This window comes from Paractinoplanes globisporus DSM 43857, assembly GCF_000379645.1.
GTDB classification, from domain to species: domain Bacteria; phylum Actinomycetota; class Actinomycetes; order Mycobacteriales; family Micromonosporaceae; genus Actinoplanes; species Actinoplanes globisporus.
Map to the genome: position 1 here is coordinate 1 of NZ_KB903302.1, position 16,947 is coordinate 16,947.

Here is a 16,947-nt window from a genome sequence, read left to right on the forward strand (position 1 = left end):
CGAGGCCGGGCGCTGCCGTCCCGGCCTCCGTGCCGCCGCTTCCGGGCTGGGCTGCCGCGAGATCTCGCGGCAGCCCATCCGACGGACGCGTCAGCGGCGGACGGTGCGCAGGCCGGCTCCGGCGAGCGTGAGGCCGAGGCCGGCGACGATCAGCCAGACGACGGCCGTGCCGGTGACCGGCAGGCTCTGCGGCACGTGTCGGACGGTCACGTCCATGCGCATCGCTCGAGCCTTGCCCCTTGGGTCAACCCCGGTCGCGGCGAAGGAGTGCTCGCCGGTCGCCAGGTCCGCGGGCACGGTCACGGCACTCCGGAACGCGCCGTGCGCGTCGGCCCGGACCTGGCCCAGCACGATCGGGTCCGAGTAGAGCGTGAGCGTCACGGTGGAGTAGGGCGCATAGCCCGTGCCGACCAGAACCAGCTGCTGGCCGGGCGCGGCATTCGAGATCCGGCCCTTGTCGGTGTCGAGGGGCACAGTCGTGTCCGGCGGCGTTCCGGCCACCGGCGGAGCGGTGGGCGCCACGGCCGCCGAGTAACCGGACAGCGCCGAAAGGCCGCTCGCCGACATCGCCACGACCCGCACCCGGTAGGAGACACCGGCCGTGCCGCCGAGCACACAGCTCGTCGCGCCGGTGGTGGTGCAGACGGCGGGACCGGGGTCGGCGATCGCGCGGTAGCCGGTCACCGCGACACCGTTGTCCGCCGAGGGCTGCCACGAGACCTCGATCGAGGAGGTGCCGGCGACGGCGGTCACGCCGGCCGGCGCGAGCGGCTTGGTCGGCCGCGGTGTCGGGCTCGTCGAGGGCGTGGGGCTTGCCGACGGTGTCGGGCTCGTCGTCGGCGGTGTGGTCGGGCTCGTCGTGGGCGGTGTGGTCGGGTTCGTCGTGGGCGGGCTCGTGGTGGGCGAACTCGTCGACGGCGACGGCGACGGCGAGGGCGACGGGGACGGGGACGACGAGGACGGCGAAGGCGAAGGCGACGGCGAGGGCGACGCCGCGGTGACCGTCGTGGTGGCGGCCGGGCCGGCCCCGAAGCCGGTGCGGCCGCGCAGCATGATCGTCGTCTGCATCCCGTTGGGCAGGTTCGATACCGTTCCGGACGCGACCCCGTCGATGTCGACCTGGATGACGAGCGCCTGCCAGCTCTGGCCGCCGTCGATCGACGTCTCGAAGTTCTGCAGCGGATCGGGACCCGCGCGGCCGGGAAGGAACGTGAGGTCGGCCGCCCCGTCGGCCGGGGTGGCCTGGAGCTGGTACGGCGCCTCCGGCACGCCCGGCGTCACCGCGTTGGAGGCGTCGCTGAGCAGCGATTCCCCGCGGTCGTTGTCGGTGTTCGACGCCGTGACCTTGAAGGTGTACTCGGTGCCGTTGCTCAGCCCGGTGAAGGTGCAGGCCGTGTCGGTGTGCACGGTCGGCACGCACGTCGCACCGCCGGGGGAGGCGACGGCGGTGTAACGCCTGATCAAGCCGCCACCGTTCCCGCTGGCGTCGTCCCAGCTGACCTCGGCCGAGGCGTCTCCGGCGACGGCGGTCACGTTGGTCGGCGGTTCCGGCAGGACCATGACCTTCAGGCCCCTCGCGTAGACATTGCCGTCGACGATCACCGGGTCGCCGTCGCTGTCCATCCGGACCAGGTCGTTCGGGCTCGGAAAATCCCGGGACGCGTAGACGGTGCCGTCCGGCGTCACGTCCATGTCGAGCATGGTGCCGAGGCTTGTGGTGAGCGTATCCACCGTGGGCGGGCCGTTCCCCTGCGTGACCCGATAGACGGTCCCGGTCGTGCCGGCGCCCACGTACAGCCGGTCCTGGTCGTCGATGGCGAGGGAGCTGATCGAGTTGACCTCGGGTCCGCCGACGACCACGGTCGACGAGGTTCCGGAGGGATCCATCTTGTTGACCGTGTCGCTGAAAGGATCGAGCACGTAGACGGTGCCGTCACTCCCGACGGCCACTTGGGAGTACTGGAGGATGTCCGGGGACGTCAGGGTTGTCTCGGTGCCGTCGGCCAGCCGCTTCACCACGCCGTCGGAGTCGGCCGCGTCGTAGAGCGTGCCCGAACCGTCCACGGCGAGGTCGGTGGAGGCCTGGATGGTGGTGTTGAAAGGAATCGCGACCGGCGACTGGCCGGCTTCGATCTTGAAGACCGTGCGGTCCCATGACCTCACCACGTAAAGCGTGCCGTCGTCACCGACCGCGACGCTCGGGCTGCCGCCGAGGTTGGTGCCGAGGATTTCGTGGTTGCCCTCCTGGTCGATGCGCACGGCCTGGCCGGTGTTGCCATCGACGTAGTAGGCGGCGACGCCGACCAGGCCGCCGTCGGCCTCCGCCGGGTCGGGCCCGACCACACCGAGCATGCCGACCACGATCATCGCAAGGAGCGCGGCGCTGCGCCGCCGCTGTTTTGATCTGACCATATTCGTACGTTATGTACAGACCAGGCGGCATATAGTGCTTTTAAAGGTTTAAAGCGCAATCAGTCGTGGGTGGGGGTGCGGCCGAAGTCGCCGATGGCGGTGGAACCGGAGCGGCGAACCTCGGGAAGATCCTCGATGATGGCGGCGACCATCATCACGACGGCGACGGCCGCCAGCTGGACGATCGCCATCAGGTGGCCGAGCGGGATGGTGGCCAGGACGGCCAGGGCGCAGCCGATGCGGTGGTAGACGCCGCGCAGCCGGAGCTGGGCCAGGAACGCGGCGTGGCCGAGCAGGTAGATGGCGACGCCGCTGGAGAGGGCGAGCGCCTCACCCCAGTGCAGGGACTCCTGGGCGTGACCGACCGTCTTCTTGATGCCGACCGAGGCGATCACGATGCCCAGCAGCATCGGGTAGTGGGCGTAGCCCCAGGCCTGCAGGGCCAGGCGTCCGCGGCGGAAGGGGTCGGCGGTGCGGGCCAGCACGTGCTCGGCGCGGGCGTCGTCGCCGGCGAAGTAGAACCACCACAGGTAGTACGCGATGCAGAGGCCGAGAATCGCCACCAGGATCTCGTCGAAGCCCAGGTGGACGCCCGCGAACCCGGCGCCGATCGCGATGATGGACTCGCCGATCGCGATGATGACGACCAGGCCGTGGCGCTCGGCGAAGTGGCCGGCCGAGATCGTGTGCATGTCTATCCGGTGCAGGTAGCTGCCGGTGATCTGCACCAGCGGCGCGGCCAGCCACAGCAGGTGACGCCAGGGCTCGGGCACGAGGCCGCCCGCCAGCACCAGCAGCGCGGAGAGGATGTTGAGCGGACCGAGCAGGCGCAGCGCGGCGCGGGCGCCCGGTCCGGCGCTCTGGAACAGCAGCGTGTGCACGACGTTGACGACCAGGTAGCTGACGCCGAACAGCCAGCCGTACTCGCCGAAGGCCTCCGGAATGGCGAGCGCCATCACCAGGAAGCCGGCCATGCCGGTCAGCAGCAGCGTGCGGCGGGTCGTCGAGTTGGGCGCCACCGCGTTGGTGAGCCAGGCGTAGCCGGAGTACATCCACCAGACCACGGCCAGGATCAGCAGCACATTGCCGAGCGTGGGGAGGTTCAGGTGCTCGGCGAGCATCTCGGCGAGCTGGGTGATCGTGAAGACGAAGACGAGATCGAAGAACAGTTCCAACGTCGACACCCGCACCGCGGGCGTGGGCTCGGCCATTGCAGCAGCTTATTGCGTACAACCGGGCCTTCTACAACCCAGATTTCGTACGCTCGGCGCCCGACGCCAACCGCAGTCCGGCGCCGGCGATGGTCATGCCTAGGCCGGTGACGACGAGCCACATGACGGCGGTACCGGTGACCGGTAGCCTGCTCGGCTCCGGCTGGACCGTCACGTCCAGGCGCATCGCGCGCGGCTTGCCGCTCGGGTCGACGCCGGTCGCCGTGAACGCGTGCTTGCCGCTCGCCAGGTCGGCGGGCACGGTCACCGTCTTCGAGAAGGCGCCGTTCTTGTCCGTCGCGATCGTCGCCAGCACCACGGGCGTGGAGTAGATCGTAAGCGTCACGGTCGAGTAGGCGGCATAGCCCTCACCGACCAGGGTCACGCTCTGCCCGGGCGCCGCGGTGGAGATCTGTCCCTGGTCGGTGTTCAGCGGAACGCTCGTGACCGGCGGGGTGGTGGCCACCGTGGGGGCCGTGGGCACGGCGGCATTCGAGTAGGCCGAGAGCTTCGAGGTTCCCTTGGCGGAGAGTGCGACGACGCGGACCCGGTAGGACGTTCCGGCGGTGCCGCCGAGGACGCAGGTGGTGGCGCCGGTGGTGGTGCAGAGGGCGGGCCCGGGGTCGGCGATCGCGCGGTAGCCGGTGATCGCGACGCCGTTGTCCGCCGGTCGCTGCCAGGAGACCTCGATCGACGAGGTCGCGGCGGTGGCGGTCACGCCGGTCGGCGGGTTCGGAACGGTGGATGTCGGCGTCGGCGTCGGCGACGGGCTCGGCGAGGCGGACGTCGTCGACGGTGACGGCGACGGCAATGTGATCGGAGGCGTCGTCGGCGAGATCGTCGACGGTGCCGGTGACGGCGAGGTCGTCGAGGGGGACGGCGATGGCGAGGGCAGGCTCGGGGTCACCGGGCCGGAGGCCGGGCTGAGGAGCGACTCGCCGTCGCCGCCCATCGTGGTCGAGGCGACGACCTTGAAGGTGTACGCCTGGCCGTTCGTGAGCCCGGTGACCGTGCAGTGCGTGTCGGCCGGGACGATCGGCGTGCACGTCAGGCCGCCGGGGTCGGAGACGGCCGTGTACCGCACGATCGGGGAGCCGCCGTTGGTCTGGCCGGTGTCCCACTCGACGTCGGCCGAGCCGGCCCCCGCGGTGGCGGTCACCGTGGCCGGCGGGGCCGGCACCGTTCGCACCAGCAGCCCGATGGGGGAGGGGACCTGGTCGAGCACCTGCTCGACGCTGCCGTCGGTGTGCACCCGTACCACGTCGGCGCTGGTGAATCGGGTCGCGAAGACCTCGCCGTTGTCGGCCACGGCCACGTCGGTGATGTTGCCGGCGGCCGAGGTCAGGTCGTCGATCGTCCTCGGGCCGGGCCCCTGGGTGATCCGGTAGATGTGGCCGTCGACCGTGCCCGCGTAGACCCGTTGCTGGTCGTCGACGGTGATCGCCTGGATGTTGTGAATGTCGTTGAAGCCCACGACGACGGTCCGGTTGCCGCCGTCGGCGTCCATCCGCACGATCTCGCCGTTCATGACGTCGAGCAGGTAGATGTGGCTGCCGTCGTGGTCGACGGCCATGGCGCTCACGATGGCCGCGGTGAAGGGGATCTCGGCCTCGGTGCCGTTCGTCGCCCGCTTGATGACCTTGCCGGTCCCGGTGCTGACCGTGTACAGCGCGCCGGTGTCGTCCACGGCGATGTCCTGCGGCGAGTCGACCGTCGCGGTGAACGGCACGGCCGCCGGCGACCCGCCGGGGGCGATCTTCCACACCGTGTCGTTGGGTGGACTGGACACGTAGAGGGTCCCGTCCGGGGCGGCCGCGATGCCCTGCCCCAGGGGCGTGAGACCGGTGGCGGGGAACGTCACGGTCCCGTCCGGGCCGACGCGCATGACGTCGCCGGAGAACGACACGGTGTACACGGCCACCTCGGTGAGGTCGCCGGTCGGAACCACCGCCACGGCCGGCGGCGTATCGACCACCGCGAGCATGCCGCACAAAACCGTCGCGAGAAGTGCGGCCCCGAATCGCCGCCGATGCGATCTGACCATGATCTGCACCGTATGAGGATATTAGCGGCGATAGGGCACTTTTCCGGCTTTTGGTGGCGTTGGTCGACGGCATGCTCGGGGAGAAAGTTGTCATACCCCGGGGCTAGCGTCGCTCGCGTGAACCGGACCGATCGTCTGTATGCCTTGGTCGAGGAGCTCCGTGCGGTGTCGCCCCGGCCGCGCAGCGCCCGCTGGCTCGCCGACCACTTCGAGGTCAGCGTGCGCACGGTGGAGCGCGACATCTCGGCTCTCCAGCAGTCCGGCACCCCGGTCTACGCCGAGCCCGGCCGGGCCGGGGGCTACTGCCTCGACCGGTCACACACGCTGCCCCCGGTCAACTTCACGGCCGCCGAGGCGGTCGCCATGGCCCTCGCGCTCCACCGGCTCGACGGCACCCCGTTCCACGGCCCGGCGTCGACGGCCCTCCGCAAGCTGGTCGTCGCCATGCCGCCCGGCGACGCCGCCGCGGCCCGCGCCCTGGCCGGCCGCATCCACCTGGTCGGCGGCGCCCCGGCCACCACCGTGCCCCGGGTGATCGCCGACGCCCTCCAGGTCCAGCGCGTGCTGCGCATCCGCTACGAGGACAAGGGCGGCGCCCCCACCGTGCGCGAGATCGAGCCGCTCGCCTTCATCGGCACTCCCTCGCATTGGTACCTGGCCGCCTACTGCCGGATGCGCCGATCGATGCGTGCCTTCCGCACCGATCGGATCGCCTCGGTCACGGTGACCGCCGAGGTGCCGCCCCCGCGTGTCGTGGAACCGGACGCCTTCGACATCCCGGACCACATCGTCCACAGCCTGACGCTGGGCTGATCACTTCGAGGCTGGGCTGATCACTCGCCGCCGGTGGGCGGGGTGAAGATGCCGAAGTGGTTGCCCGAGGGGTCGAGCAGGTGGGCGAAGGACAGGCCGTCGGGCGTCGTCTGCGGCGCCAGCAGCACCTTGCCCCCGGCCGCCTCGGCCGACTTGCAGGTCGCGGCGAGGTCGGCCACGAGGACGTAGAAGATGGCGTAGTTGGGGGTCTTGCCGCCGGTGGGCCAGATGCCGCCGGCCGGGCGTTCGCCACCCGGCGTGGTGACCATGCGGTAGGCGGTGTCGTCGGCGCCGGTCGCGCCGCCCGTGTCGTCGCCGAAGGTCCAGCCGAAGACGTCGCCGTAGAAGCGCTCGGCCGCCGCCGGCTGGTCGGTCGCGACCTCGAACCAGCCGATCCCGTTGATCCCGGACATGTCGTGCTCCTCGCTTGGAAGGAAAATCCGTCGAGGCCCACCCTCCCGGTGCGCGGCGACAGCCTCCTGTCGGTGTTTCCGGAACGGCTTCGGACTAGCCTCGGGGCGTGGGAACCGCACTTGTCATCGAGAACGACCCGACCGACGACCTGCGCCGGCTGGGGGAGTGGCTGACCGAGGCCGGCCTCGAGCTGACCGTCCTCCGCCCGCACGCGGGAGACGCGCTGCCCGACACGCTCGACGACCATCTGGCGCTGGTCGTGCTCGGCGGCGACCAGAACGCGTACGCGGCGGCCGACGGCACCCCCGGCGCGCCCTGGTTCCCCGCGCTCGAGGGCCTGTTGCGCAAGGCCGTGCGCAACCGTGTGCCCACGCTCGCGATCTGCCTCGGCGGGCAGCTGCTCGCCCAGGCGCACGGCGGCCTGGTCGAGCGCAGCACGTCCGGCCCCGAGATCGGCCCGGGCCTGGTCGGCAAGAGGGACGCGGCCGACACCGACCCGCTGTTCAAGTGGGTGCCGCTGCTGCCCGACGTGATCCAGTGGCACCGCGACGAGATCACCGAGCTGCCGCTGAGGGCCGTGCTGCTCGCCGCGTCGAGCCGCTATCCGAACCAGGCCTACCGGCTCGGCGACCGGGCGTGGGGCGTGCAGTTCCACATCGAGTGCGACATCGAGATGGTCGAGCAGTGGGCGGCCGACGACGCGGCCACCCTCGACGAGCTGGGCTACGACGCCGAGGCCGTGGTCTACGCGATCGCCGAGGTGCTGGCCGACGTCGAGGAGGTGTGGCAGCCGTTCGCGGCCCGCTTCGCGTCGCTCGCGCTCGGCACCCTGCCCGACGCCGACATACCCCACTCCGGCACCGGCCGGACGCTGCCGCTGCTGGGGCAGTAACGGTGACGCGGCCCAGCCGGCTCGCCCGGTACGGCTTCGCGGACACCGGCGCCCGGGCCGCCGACCTGCTCGGCCCCTCCGGGCTGCGGCTGTGGGACGCCGAGGCGCAGGCGCCGACCGGCACCGACGCCGCCGAGCTGATCCACTCGCTGTCCAAGGCCGCCGACCCCACCCTGGCGCTGCGGCAGCTGCACCGGCTGGTCGAGGCGGCCGGGCGGGCGGGCGACCGCGCCAACGGCCGCCGGGTGACCGGGCCGGGCGGCGAGATCAGCCCGAACGAGGCGACCGGCGCGCTGTTCGAGGCCCTGTACCGCGATCACGGGCTGCGCCGGCGGCTGGTGGCGGTGCTCGGCGCCTCCTCGGCGCTCGGCGATCACCTGGTGGCGAACCCGGACGAGTGGCAGGTGCTGGCCACTGGCAAGACCGGCATGCCGCCGAGCGCCGAGGGCCACCTCGAGATCGAGGGCGACCTCACCGTGCCGGTGCTGCGCCGCGCGTACCGGATCTCGCTGCTGCGGATCGCCGCCGCCGACCTCACCGGCGGCCGCGGACTCGAGCCGACCATGGCCGCCCTCTCCCGTCTCGCCGACGAGACGCTCGGTGCCGCGTACGACATCGCGGTGGCCGGCCTGCCGGCAAGCGTGAGCGAACCGCGGCTGGCGATCGTGGCGATGGGCAAGTGCGGCGGGAACGAGCTCAACTACGTGTCCGACGTGGACGTCATCTTCGTGGCCGCCGGCGACGACGACCTGAGCGCGGGCACCACGGTCGCGGCGCGGCTCATCGAGATCTGCGGGCAGGTCGCCTGGCAGGTCGACGCGGCGCTGCGCCCCGAGGGCAGCCGCGGGCCGCTGGTCCGCACGCTCGCCAGCCACCAGGCCTACTACCGTCGGTGGGCGCGCACCTGGGAGTTCCAGGCCCTGCTCAAGGCCCGCCCGGCGGCCGGCGACCTGGGGCTCGCCCGGGAGTGGATCGACGACCTGGCGCCGCTGGTCTGGCACGCGGCCGAGCGGCCCGAGGCGGTCGCCGACGTCCGCGACATGCGCCGCCGGATCATCGACAACGTGCCGGCCAACCAGCTCGACCGGGAGATCAAGCGAGGGCCGGGCGGCCTGCGCGACATCGAGTTCGCCGTCCAGCTGCTGCAGCTCGTGCACGGCCGGGTCGACGAGACGCTGCGTTCGGGCGGCACGCTTCCGGCGTTGCGTGCGCTGGTCGCCGGCGGCTACGTCGGCCGGGAGGACGGCGAGACGCTCCTGCGCGGGTACCGCTTCCTGCGCGGAGTCGAACACCGACTGCAACTTCAACATCTCCGGCGTACGCATACCGTGCCGGACGATCCGGCCGGGCTGAGATGGCTCGCCGCCTCCCTCGGCTACACGGCGCTGCCCGGCCGGGACGCGGTCGAGGCGTTCCGATCGGACTGGGTCGGGCACGCCGCCCAGGTGCGCCGCCTGCACGTCAAGCTGCTCTACCGGCCGCTGCTCGAGTCGGTCGCCCGGGTGCCGGCCGAGGCGCTGCGGATGACCCCCGAGTCGGCCCGCAAGCGCCTGGAGATCCTCGGCTTTGCCGACCCGGCCGGCGCGCTGCGTCACCTCACCGCGCTCACCGGCGGCGTCACCCGCACCGCGGCCATCCAGCGCACGCTGCTGCCGATGCTGCTGCAGGAGTTCGCCGACGCGCCCGAGCCCGACCGCGGCCTGCTCAACTACCGCGACGTCTCCGACAAGCTGGGCAGCACGCCGTGGTACCTGCGACTGCTGCGCGACGGCGGCCCGGTGGCCCGCCGGCTGGCCCGGGTGCTCAGCCTCTCCCGGTACGCCACCGACCTGCTCACCCGCGACCCGGAGGCGCTGCGACTGCTCGCCGACGACGCCGAGCTGGTGCCGCGCGGCCGCCAGGCGCTGGTCGACGGCTTCGCGGCCGCCGCCGAGCGGCACGGCGCCGACGCCGGGAAGGCCACCACCGCGGTACGCGCGCTGCGCCGCCGCGAGCTGTTCCGGCTGGCCTGCGCCGACATCCTCAGCCAGGCCGGAGACCTGGCCCCGGCCCAGCCGATCGACGTGGACGCTCTCGGCGAGGCACTCTCGGACGTCACCGACGCGACGCTGAACGCCGCGCTCAAGGCCGCCCGCGCCGCGCGACCCGGCCCGCCCGGCCTGCGCTTCGCGATCATCGGGATGGGCCGGCTCGGCGGGTACGAGATGAGCTACCCCTCGGACGCGGACGTGCTGTTCGTCTACGACCCGCCGGTCGGCGTCGGGGAGAGCGAGGCCAGCGCGGCCGCCCACGCGATCGCCGAGGAGCTGCGCCGCATGCTGAGCGCGCCGGCGCCCGACCCGCCGCTCGGCGTCGACGCCGACCTGCGCCCCGAGGGGCGTCAGGGCCCGCTGGTCCGCAGCCTCGGCGCCTACCAGCAGTACTACGCCCGCTGGTCGCGGGTGTGGGAGTCGCAGGCGCTGCTGCGGGCCCGCTTCGTCTGCGGGGACCGGACGCTCGGCCTGGACTTCGAGCGGCTCGCCGACGGCGTGCGGTACCCATCCGGCGGGCTCAGTCGCGAGCAGGTCGTCGAGATCCGGCGGATCAAGGCCCGGGTGGAGACCGAGCGACTGCCCCGGGGCGCCGACCCCAACACGCACACGAAACTCGGCCGGGGCGGGCTGTCCGACGTGGAGTGGGCGGTCCAGCTGATCCAGCTGCGGCACGCGTACGCGCTGCCCGACCTGCGCAAGACGAAGACGCTCGAGGCACTGAACGCCGCGGTCTCGGCCGGTCTGGTCGACAAGGTCGACGCCGCCGCCATGGAGGCCGGCTGGACCCTGGCGGCGCGGGTGCGCAACGCGCTCACGCTGGTGCGCGGCCGCCCGAACGACCAGCTGCCCCGGCACGGCGTCGAGCTGGCCGGCACGGTCCAACTGCTCGGCGGCGGTGATCCGGGCGAGTTCGTCGACCGGTACCTGCGTCTGACCCGGCGCGCCCGCGCCGCGATGGAACGGGTCATGGAGGCCTAGATCGTCGGTCGCGCAGATCACCGCGTCGGCGTCCGGCGCCCGTGCGGCGGGCCGCGGTTGCGCTTGCACGAGGTCAGGAATTCGCGGCCGTGCGGTGGGCGACCTCGGCGGGCGGGATGCCGTCCTTGGCGGCGGCGCGCAGGAGGGCGCCCAGCGTGTCGCCGATGGCCTCGACCAGGGTGAGGGCCTCGGCCGGCGGCACGTGGCGGAGCTCGACGGCGGTGGCGTGGATGATGCCGCCGGCGCTGACGACGGCGTCGGGTGCCCAGAGGATGCCGCGATCGTGCAGCAGCTTCGCGGTCGCGGGCGCGTCGAGCTGGTTGTTGGCCGGGCCGGCGACGGCGGTGCAGCGCAGCGCGGGCACGGCCGCCGGGGTGAGGACGCCGCCCAGTGCGGCCGGGACGAGCACGTCCACGTCGGCTTGCAGGCATTTTTCGGGACTTGTCCATTCCGCGCCGGGAATCAGCGAGCGCTTGGACTCGTCGATGTCGCTGACGACCAGGTGCGAGCCGGGCAGGAGCCGGGCGATCTGGGCGCCGACCCGGCCCAGCCCGAGGATCGCGAAGGACCGGCGCGACAAATCGGGCGAGCCGAAGCGGAACTCGCACAACGCTCGCAGCGCCGCCACCGTGCCGGCCGCGGTGGCGGGGGAGGAGTCGCCGCTGCCGCCGGCCGATTCCGGGCGGCAGAAGACGTGGTCGGTGCGCTCGCCGATGAGCAGCATGTCCGACGGGCCGGTGCCGACGTCGGGGCCGGTGGCGTAGGCGCCGCCCAGCTCGTCGATGGTCGTGCCGACGTCGTGCATCGCGGCGACCCGGCCGGCGGGCGAGAGATCGGGCGGCGCGACGACCACCGTCTTGCCGCCGCCGTGCGGGAGACCGGCCAGCGCGCACTTGTCGGTCATGGCGGCGGACAGGCGCAGGGCGTCGGCGAGGCCGTCCCGCCAATCCGGGTACGACGCGAGGCGGCAGCCCCCGATCGCCGGGCCGCGGGCGGTGGAGTGGATGGCGACGATGATCGGCAGGCCGGACTCGGGGCCGCGCCGGACGCTCAGGCGTTCGTACGGGAACATGAAGCGGAAGGTAGACGCCTGGCGGAACCAAAAGCGGGTTGGCCGAACGAAGTTCGGTGAGAGACGAAAGTGAGCGGCCGTGGACGACGTTGATTCGGCGATCGTGCGCGAATTGCAGCGCGATGCCCGGCAGACGAACCGCGACCTGGCCCGCGCGGTCGGCATCGCGCCGTCGACGTGCCTCGAGCGGGTGCGGCTGCTGCGCGACCGCGGGGTGCTCACCGGCTACCACGCGGAGATCGAGCTGGGCGCGCTCAACCGGCACGTGCAGGCGTTCCTCCACGTGCAGGTGCGGCCGCTGAGCCGGGACGTGATCGAGGGCTTCAAGGCGTACGCGATCGGGCTGCCCGAGGTGCTCTCGGTCTTCGTCGTGGCCGGCGGCGACGACTTCCTCGTGCACGTGGCGGTGCCGAGCGTGGACGCCCTGCACTCGTTCCTGATGGACCGCTTCACCGGCCGCCGCGAGATCGTCGGCTTCCGCAGCTCGGTGATCTACCAGCACGCCCGCAACCGCGTGATCGAGCCGCTCTAGCTGGTCAGGGTGTAGCGGCCGGGCTCCGGCACTCGGACCAGCGTCCACGGGCCGGTGCGGGAGACGACGGCGCCTCCGGAGGCCTTCAGCCAGCGGTAGTAGCGGACGCGGACGACGACATTGCCGGCCGACTCGGTGGTGAAGGTGACCGAGGTGGCGTTCTGGCCGGTGATGTCGGCAACGATCGGGGTGGAGTCGCTGAAGCGGTAGAGGGTCCAGTGGTCGCCTTGCCAGATCTTCGTGAGGTAGGGGAGGCCGGCGGCGATCAGGGCGGCCTCGGGACGGCCCGACCAGGTCAGCTCGGCGTCGGGCACGGCAACGAACTGGACGGCCACGTCGGTGAGCCAAGCCTGGTAGCTGGCGGCGGTAAGCGACACCCCCGTACCCGACGTGCCGGGAATTTCGTGAAAAAAGAGGGGGTTGCGGTCGAGATCCGCCTGGCGCAACCAGCCTCGGGCCAGCTGCACGTCTCCCATGTGGGCCGACTCCCAATAGTCCCTGGTCGGCGGGATCTCGACGCGGCCGGTCAGCGTCTCCTGCCCCAGCCGGGACAACAGGGGAGCGAAGTAGGACGGGGAGGCCGTGGGATTGCCGATGTCACGCACGTCCCCGGTCACCACCGGCGGCTGCCACCAGCAGGCCGCGGCCACGAGGATGAGCACCACCCACAGCGGCGGCTCCAGCGGACCACCCTTTTCGTGTACGCCGAGGGGCACGCCCCGCCGGAACCGGGGCACCGCGGCGTACGCGGCCAGCAGCGGCAGCGTGAACATCGCCGACAGGCGCGTCGCGTTCAGGCCGACCGGCGTGTGCACGAGCGCGGCCCCGAGCACGCCGAGCGCCGACAGCAGCGCCCCGATCCGCACCGCCCGGTGTGGCACGAGGACCGCCACCACGAGGCTCGCCACGACGGCCCGCAGCGTGTCCTGGTGGCTGATGTTCATCCAGCCGCCGTCGCCGAACAGCAGCGCGGTCAGCGCCAGCGGCACCGCGGCCGGCACCGCCACCAGCAGCCCGTCGAGCACCCGGCCGGCCAGCAGCAGCGCCGCCCCGGCCAGGCCGAGGAACAGGCCGGCCACCGGGCTGGTCGCCGAGGCCGCGAGCGCCGGCACGATCGCGAGCCAGCGCCACCGCGGAAAGGTGAGCACGGTCAGCGCGCCGAGCCCGAAGGCGACCCCGAGCCCGTAGGTGACCCGGCCGCTGACCAGGTTTCCGGCGATACAGGCGACCCCGGCGAGGGCGCCGAGCCAGGGCCGGGGCGCGGCGGTGCGGCGGAACAGCACCGCGAGCAGGACGGTGGCCGCGATGAGGGCGAGGACCCCGGTGACGCGTACGCCGATGAGCGCCATGATCGGCTGCGAAAGCAGGCTGTAGCCGAGCTGGTCGACGCCCGCGTACCACCGCAGGTCGATCGGCGTGTACCCGTGCGCGGCGAAGAAATCGGCCCGGGCCACCTGCGCCGACAGGTCGGAGCCCATGGGCGGCAGCAGAAGGTACGCCGCGCCGAGCACGGACGCCAGGACGGCCGTGCCCCACTCGAGCCGGTGCCGGGCCAACACGCGCCCGACCCTACCGGGCCGCCCGGCGGTTGCAGCGAGTCACGGTAGGGTGCTCGCCATGTCCCGCCCCGCCCTGGTCCGATACGCGGGCCTGGCAGGCAGTCTGCTCCTCGCGGTCGCCGCCTGGCTCGGTGGCGCCTCCCGCCCCTGGCAGCCGACGATCACTCCGCGCACCATTTTCGAGGGCGAGAACGGTGTCGTGCTGCCGCTTGCCTGGCTGTTCGGGACGGTTCTGCTCATCGGCGCGTGGTGGGCCGGCCGGCGGTACGTGCCCTCGACACGCTGGGCTTATGTGACGGCGGGGCTGTGGGTGGTTCCGCTGCTGCCGTTCCTTCCGCTCGGCAGCTACGACATTTACTCGTACGCGTGCCAGGGCTGGCAGCAATCGACCGGTCTCGACCCGTACGCGGGCGGTGTCGATCTTTTGGGGTGTCCCTGGGCCGACGCCGTCGCACCCACCTGGCGGGACTCCCCGGCGCCGTATGGCCCGGTGTTTCTGCTGCTGGCCGCCGGGGCGGCGAAGCTGGGCGGCTCGCTGAGCGGGACCCTCGCGCTGCTACGGGTGATCGCGGTGCTCGGTGTGGCGCTGATCGCGGTGTGCCTGCCGGTGCTGGCCCGGCGGGCGGGGGTGCCGGTGAAGCGGGCGGTGTGGCTGGCGCTGGCCTGCCCGCTGGTGCCGATCCACCTGGTGTCGGGGGCGCACAACGACGCGGTGATGGTGGGTTGCCTGGTGGCGGGGCTGGCGCTGGCGATCACCCGGCGACCGCTCGCGGCCGGGGTGCTGTTCGGCCTGGCGATCGGGGTGAAGGCGACGGCGGTCGTGGTGGTGCCGTTCGCCCTGCTCATGGTCTTCCCGGTCCGGCGGTGGCGCTCGGTGGTCGCGCTACTGGCCGGAGCCGTCGTGACGCTCCTCGCTATGTCCCTTTTGTCCGGGCGGGGGCTGGGCTGGATCACCGGGCTGACCGGCAGCGGCGTCTCGGTGCAGTGGACCTCGCCGCCCACCGCCGTCGGCATGGTGATCAAGCTGTTCGGGGTCGACGCGGTGCCGGTCACCCGGATCCTCGGGATCGCGCTGCTCGCCGTCGTGCTGGTCGTGCTCTGGTGGCGTGCCCGAGCCGACGATCCGCTGCGATTCGCGGCCTATGCGCTGGCGGCGACCGTGGTGCTCGCGCCCGTCTTCCATCCCTGGTACGCCGTGTGGGCGCTGGTGCCGCTGGCCGCGACCGTGCGGCGGGAGACGCTCTGGCTCGTCGCGCCGTTCGCCGTGGTCGCCGCGCTCTGCCTGCCGGACGGCTACAACATGGCGCTGGCCCTGAAGTCGCAGGGCGCCGTCCTCATGACCGCTCTACTCTGCTACCTCGGCATAAAATATTTGAAAGCAACGCATGAAGCGAAAAATCCTGATCCTGTCGCTGCTGGGGCTGATCACCCTGGTGATCAACTATCTCGCCGAGATCCGTAACGAGTATTTCGACTCGAAGGTCTACTACGGGGCGATCCAGTACTGGTTCCACGGCGACGGCGGCATGGTCTACGACTGGCTGCGGCCCGACACGCCGTACGGCTTCACCTACCCGCCCTTCGCGGGCCTGGTCATGTCGCCCATGGCGATCCTGCCGTTCGGCGCCGTCGTGGTGATCGCCGTGATCGCCACGATCCTCACCACCGCGCTGCTGATCTGGTGGTTCGCCGGGCCGCTGATCAAGCGGATGGGCTGGCCCACCTGGTTCGCCTTCGGCGTCGCGTGCTGCATCGCCCTCTCCTTCGAGCCGGTCCGCGAGACGATCACCTTCGGCCAGGTCAACACGCTGCTGCTCACGCTGGTCGCCGGCGATCTGCTGTTCGGCGTGGCGCGCGGCCGGCGCTGGGCGGGGATCGGCATCGGCCTGGCCACGGCGGTCAAGCTGACGCCGGGGCTCTTCATCGTCTACCTGCTGATCACCCGGCGGTGGCGGGCGGCCGGCGTCTCGGCGGCGACCGCGGCCGGCGCCACCTTGCTGGCCGGCGCGGTCTTCCCGGACGAGACCCGCGAGTTCTGGACCTCGGCGCTCTGGGACACCAACCGGGTCGGCGTGCTGTCGTTCCTGTCCAACCAGTCCGAGCGCGGCTTCCTGGCCCGGCTCCCGATCGACCGGGTCGAGTCCAAGGTGTGGCTCGCCTGCGTGCTGGTCACTCTGGGTTTCTGGATTTTCCGTGTACGGCGGATGCCGGTCGACGACATCGTGGGCGGGCTCGCGCTGACCGGGGTGACCGGCTGCCTGGTCAGCCCGGTCACCTGGATCCACCACTGTGTCTGGCTGATCCCGGCACTGGTCCGCTGCGTCGACGTGGGACTGTCCCGGCGGGAACGCCGTCCGCTCTATCTGGCCGGTTCCGCGTACGTGATCATGACCTCGCGGTTGACCTGGCTGTGGGAGAAACCGCCACGACCGCCATTGGAGATCATCGGCGCCAATCTCTATGTCTATTTCAGCCTGGCCCTCCTGATCTGGACACCCGTCGGCACGCCGCGTTCGTCTGTCGTCCATGAACCGGACAAGATCCTCACGTAGTCATCCGCGCACGGCCGTTCGCACGACACCGAATTCCGTCGCCTGGCGACCTTTCCGGCGTACCTGAACTCGTCCATCGACGACACCGCGGCCGCGGAGATCTCCACGGTCACCGAGGACGGCCGGACGGTCGTCTACACCGACAGCCCGGGTCGGCGGCTCGGCTTCGTCGACATCACCAACCCGGGCTCGCCGAAGCCGGCGGGCACGCTCGCCCTGGGCGGCGAGCCGACCTCGGTGTCGCACCTCGGCCACCTGCTGCTGGCCGCGGTGAACACCCGGGAGAGCTTCACCGACCCGTCCGGCAAGCTCGTGGTTGTCGACGACCGCAGCCGGTCGGTGGTGCGCGAGATCGACCTCGGCGGGCAGCCGGACTCGGTGGCGGTGGCGCCGAGCGGGCGGTACATCGCCGTGGTGATCGAACTCGCGCGATGA

General features: G+C 72.0%; 13 protein-coding genes. 7 read left to right on the top strand and 6 right to left on the bottom strand.

Annotated features, from left to right (window positions below; all coding sequences use genetic code 11):
* Positions 1-90: 90 nt before the first annotated feature.
* The 3 genes from A3CQ_RS0116385 to A3CQ_RS0116395 are packed head-to-tail and all read right to left on the bottom strand — an operon-like array spanning position 91 to position 5,667.
* Positions 91-2,412 (bottom strand): fibronectin type III domain-containing protein, encoded by a 2,322-nt coding sequence (locus tag A3CQ_RS0116385; RefSeq protein ID WP_084699104.1) that lies wholly within the window; start codon positions 2,410-2,412, stop codon positions 91-93.
* A gap of 59 nt (positions 2,413-2,471) precedes the next feature.
* A complete protein-coding gene (locus A3CQ_RS0116390; protein WP_020512025.1) occupies positions 2,472-3,623 on the bottom strand; it encodes a low temperature requirement protein A in 1,152 nt (383 codons plus the stop codon).
* Between the two features lie 31 nt (positions 3,624-3,654).
* A complete protein-coding gene (locus tag A3CQ_RS0116395) occupies positions 3,655-5,667 on the bottom strand; it encodes a fibronectin type III domain-containing protein (protein WP_157295968.1) in 2,013 nt (670 codons plus the stop codon).
* 117 nt (positions 5,668-5,784) lie between these two features.
* Between A3CQ_RS0116395 and A3CQ_RS0116400 the strand changes: the two genes are divergently transcribed.
* Positions 5,785-6,480, top strand: coding sequence for a helix-turn-helix transcriptional regulator (locus A3CQ_RS0116400; RefSeq protein WP_020512027.1), 696 nt, complete (start codon positions 5,785-5,787; stop codon positions 6,478-6,480).
* A 20-nt stretch (positions 6,481-6,500) separates the two neighbouring features.
* On the opposite strand, the gene A3CQ_RS0116405 is transcribed toward A3CQ_RS0116400, so the two are convergent.
* A complete protein-coding gene (locus A3CQ_RS0116405) occupies positions 6,501-6,893 on the bottom strand; it encodes a VOC family protein (protein ID WP_020512028.1) in 393 nt (130 codons plus the stop codon).
* 107 nt (positions 6,894-7,000) lie between these two features.
* Here A3CQ_RS0116405 and A3CQ_RS0116410 point away from each other — a divergent pair, with 107 nt between their 5' ends.
* Together A3CQ_RS0116410 and A3CQ_RS0116415 are read left to right on the top strand one after the other, a co-directional pair.
* Entirely contained in the window at positions 7,001-7,786 is a 786-nt protein-coding gene (locus A3CQ_RS0116410) for a type 1 glutamine amidotransferase (protein WP_020512029.1), read from the top strand.
* Positions 7,787-7,788: 2 nt separating this feature from the next.
* Positions 7,789-10,797: a bifunctional [glutamine synthetase] adenylyltransferase/[glutamine synthetase]-adenylyl-L-tyrosine phosphorylase gene (locus tag A3CQ_RS0116415; protein WP_020512030.1), complete on the top strand. Its 3,009-nt coding sequence runs from the start codon at positions 7,789-7,791 to the stop codon at positions 10,795-10,797.
* Between the two features lie 73 nt (positions 10,798-10,870).
* Here the strand turns inward: A3CQ_RS0116415 and A3CQ_RS0116420 are convergent, their stop codons facing one another.
* Positions 10,871-11,869, bottom strand: a complete 999-nt coding sequence (locus A3CQ_RS0116420) for a Glu/Leu/Phe/Val dehydrogenase family protein (RefSeq protein ID WP_020512031.1) — start codon at positions 11,867-11,869, stop codon at positions 10,871-10,873.
* A 79-nt stretch (positions 11,870-11,948) separates the two neighbouring features.
* Between A3CQ_RS0116420 and A3CQ_RS0116425 the strand changes: the two genes are divergently transcribed.
* On the top strand, positions 11,949-12,401 hold the full coding sequence (locus tag A3CQ_RS0116425) for an Lrp/AsnC family transcriptional regulator (protein ID WP_020512032.1): 453 nt from the start codon (positions 11,949-11,951) through the stop codon (positions 12,399-12,401).
* Here A3CQ_RS0116425 and A3CQ_RS0116430 read toward each other — a convergent pair.
* Positions 12,398-13,879, bottom strand: a complete 1,482-nt coding sequence (locus A3CQ_RS0116430; protein ID WP_370657611.1) for a hypothetical protein — start codon at positions 13,877-13,879, stop codon at positions 12,398-12,400. The two genes, A3CQ_RS0116425 and A3CQ_RS0116430, sit on opposite strands and share 4 nt — an antisense overlap.
* A 139-nt stretch (positions 13,880-14,018) precedes the next feature.
* Here A3CQ_RS0116430 and mptB point away from each other — a divergent pair, with 139 nt between their 5' ends.
* The 3 genes from mptB to A3CQ_RS64420 all read left to right on the top strand — a co-directional run bounded on the left by mptB (position 14,019) and on the right by A3CQ_RS64420 (position 16,947).
* On the top strand, positions 14,019-15,422 hold the full coding sequence (gene mptB, locus A3CQ_RS0116435; RefSeq protein WP_020512034.1) for a polyprenol phosphomannose-dependent alpha 1,6 mannosyltransferase MptB: 1,404 nt from the start codon (positions 14,019-14,021) through the stop codon (positions 15,420-15,422).
* On the top strand, positions 15,346-16,512 hold the full coding sequence (locus A3CQ_RS53105; protein ID WP_020512035.1) for a glycosyltransferase 87 family protein: 1,167 nt from the start codon (positions 15,346-15,348) through the stop codon (positions 16,510-16,512). The genes mptB and A3CQ_RS53105 overlap by 77 nt, the downstream gene beginning before the upstream one ends.
* A 99-nt stretch (positions 16,513-16,611) precedes the next feature.
* On the top strand, positions 16,612-16,947 hold the full coding sequence (locus A3CQ_RS64420) for a YncE family protein (RefSeq protein WP_505558653.1): 336 nt from the start codon (positions 16,612-16,614) through the stop codon (positions 16,945-16,947).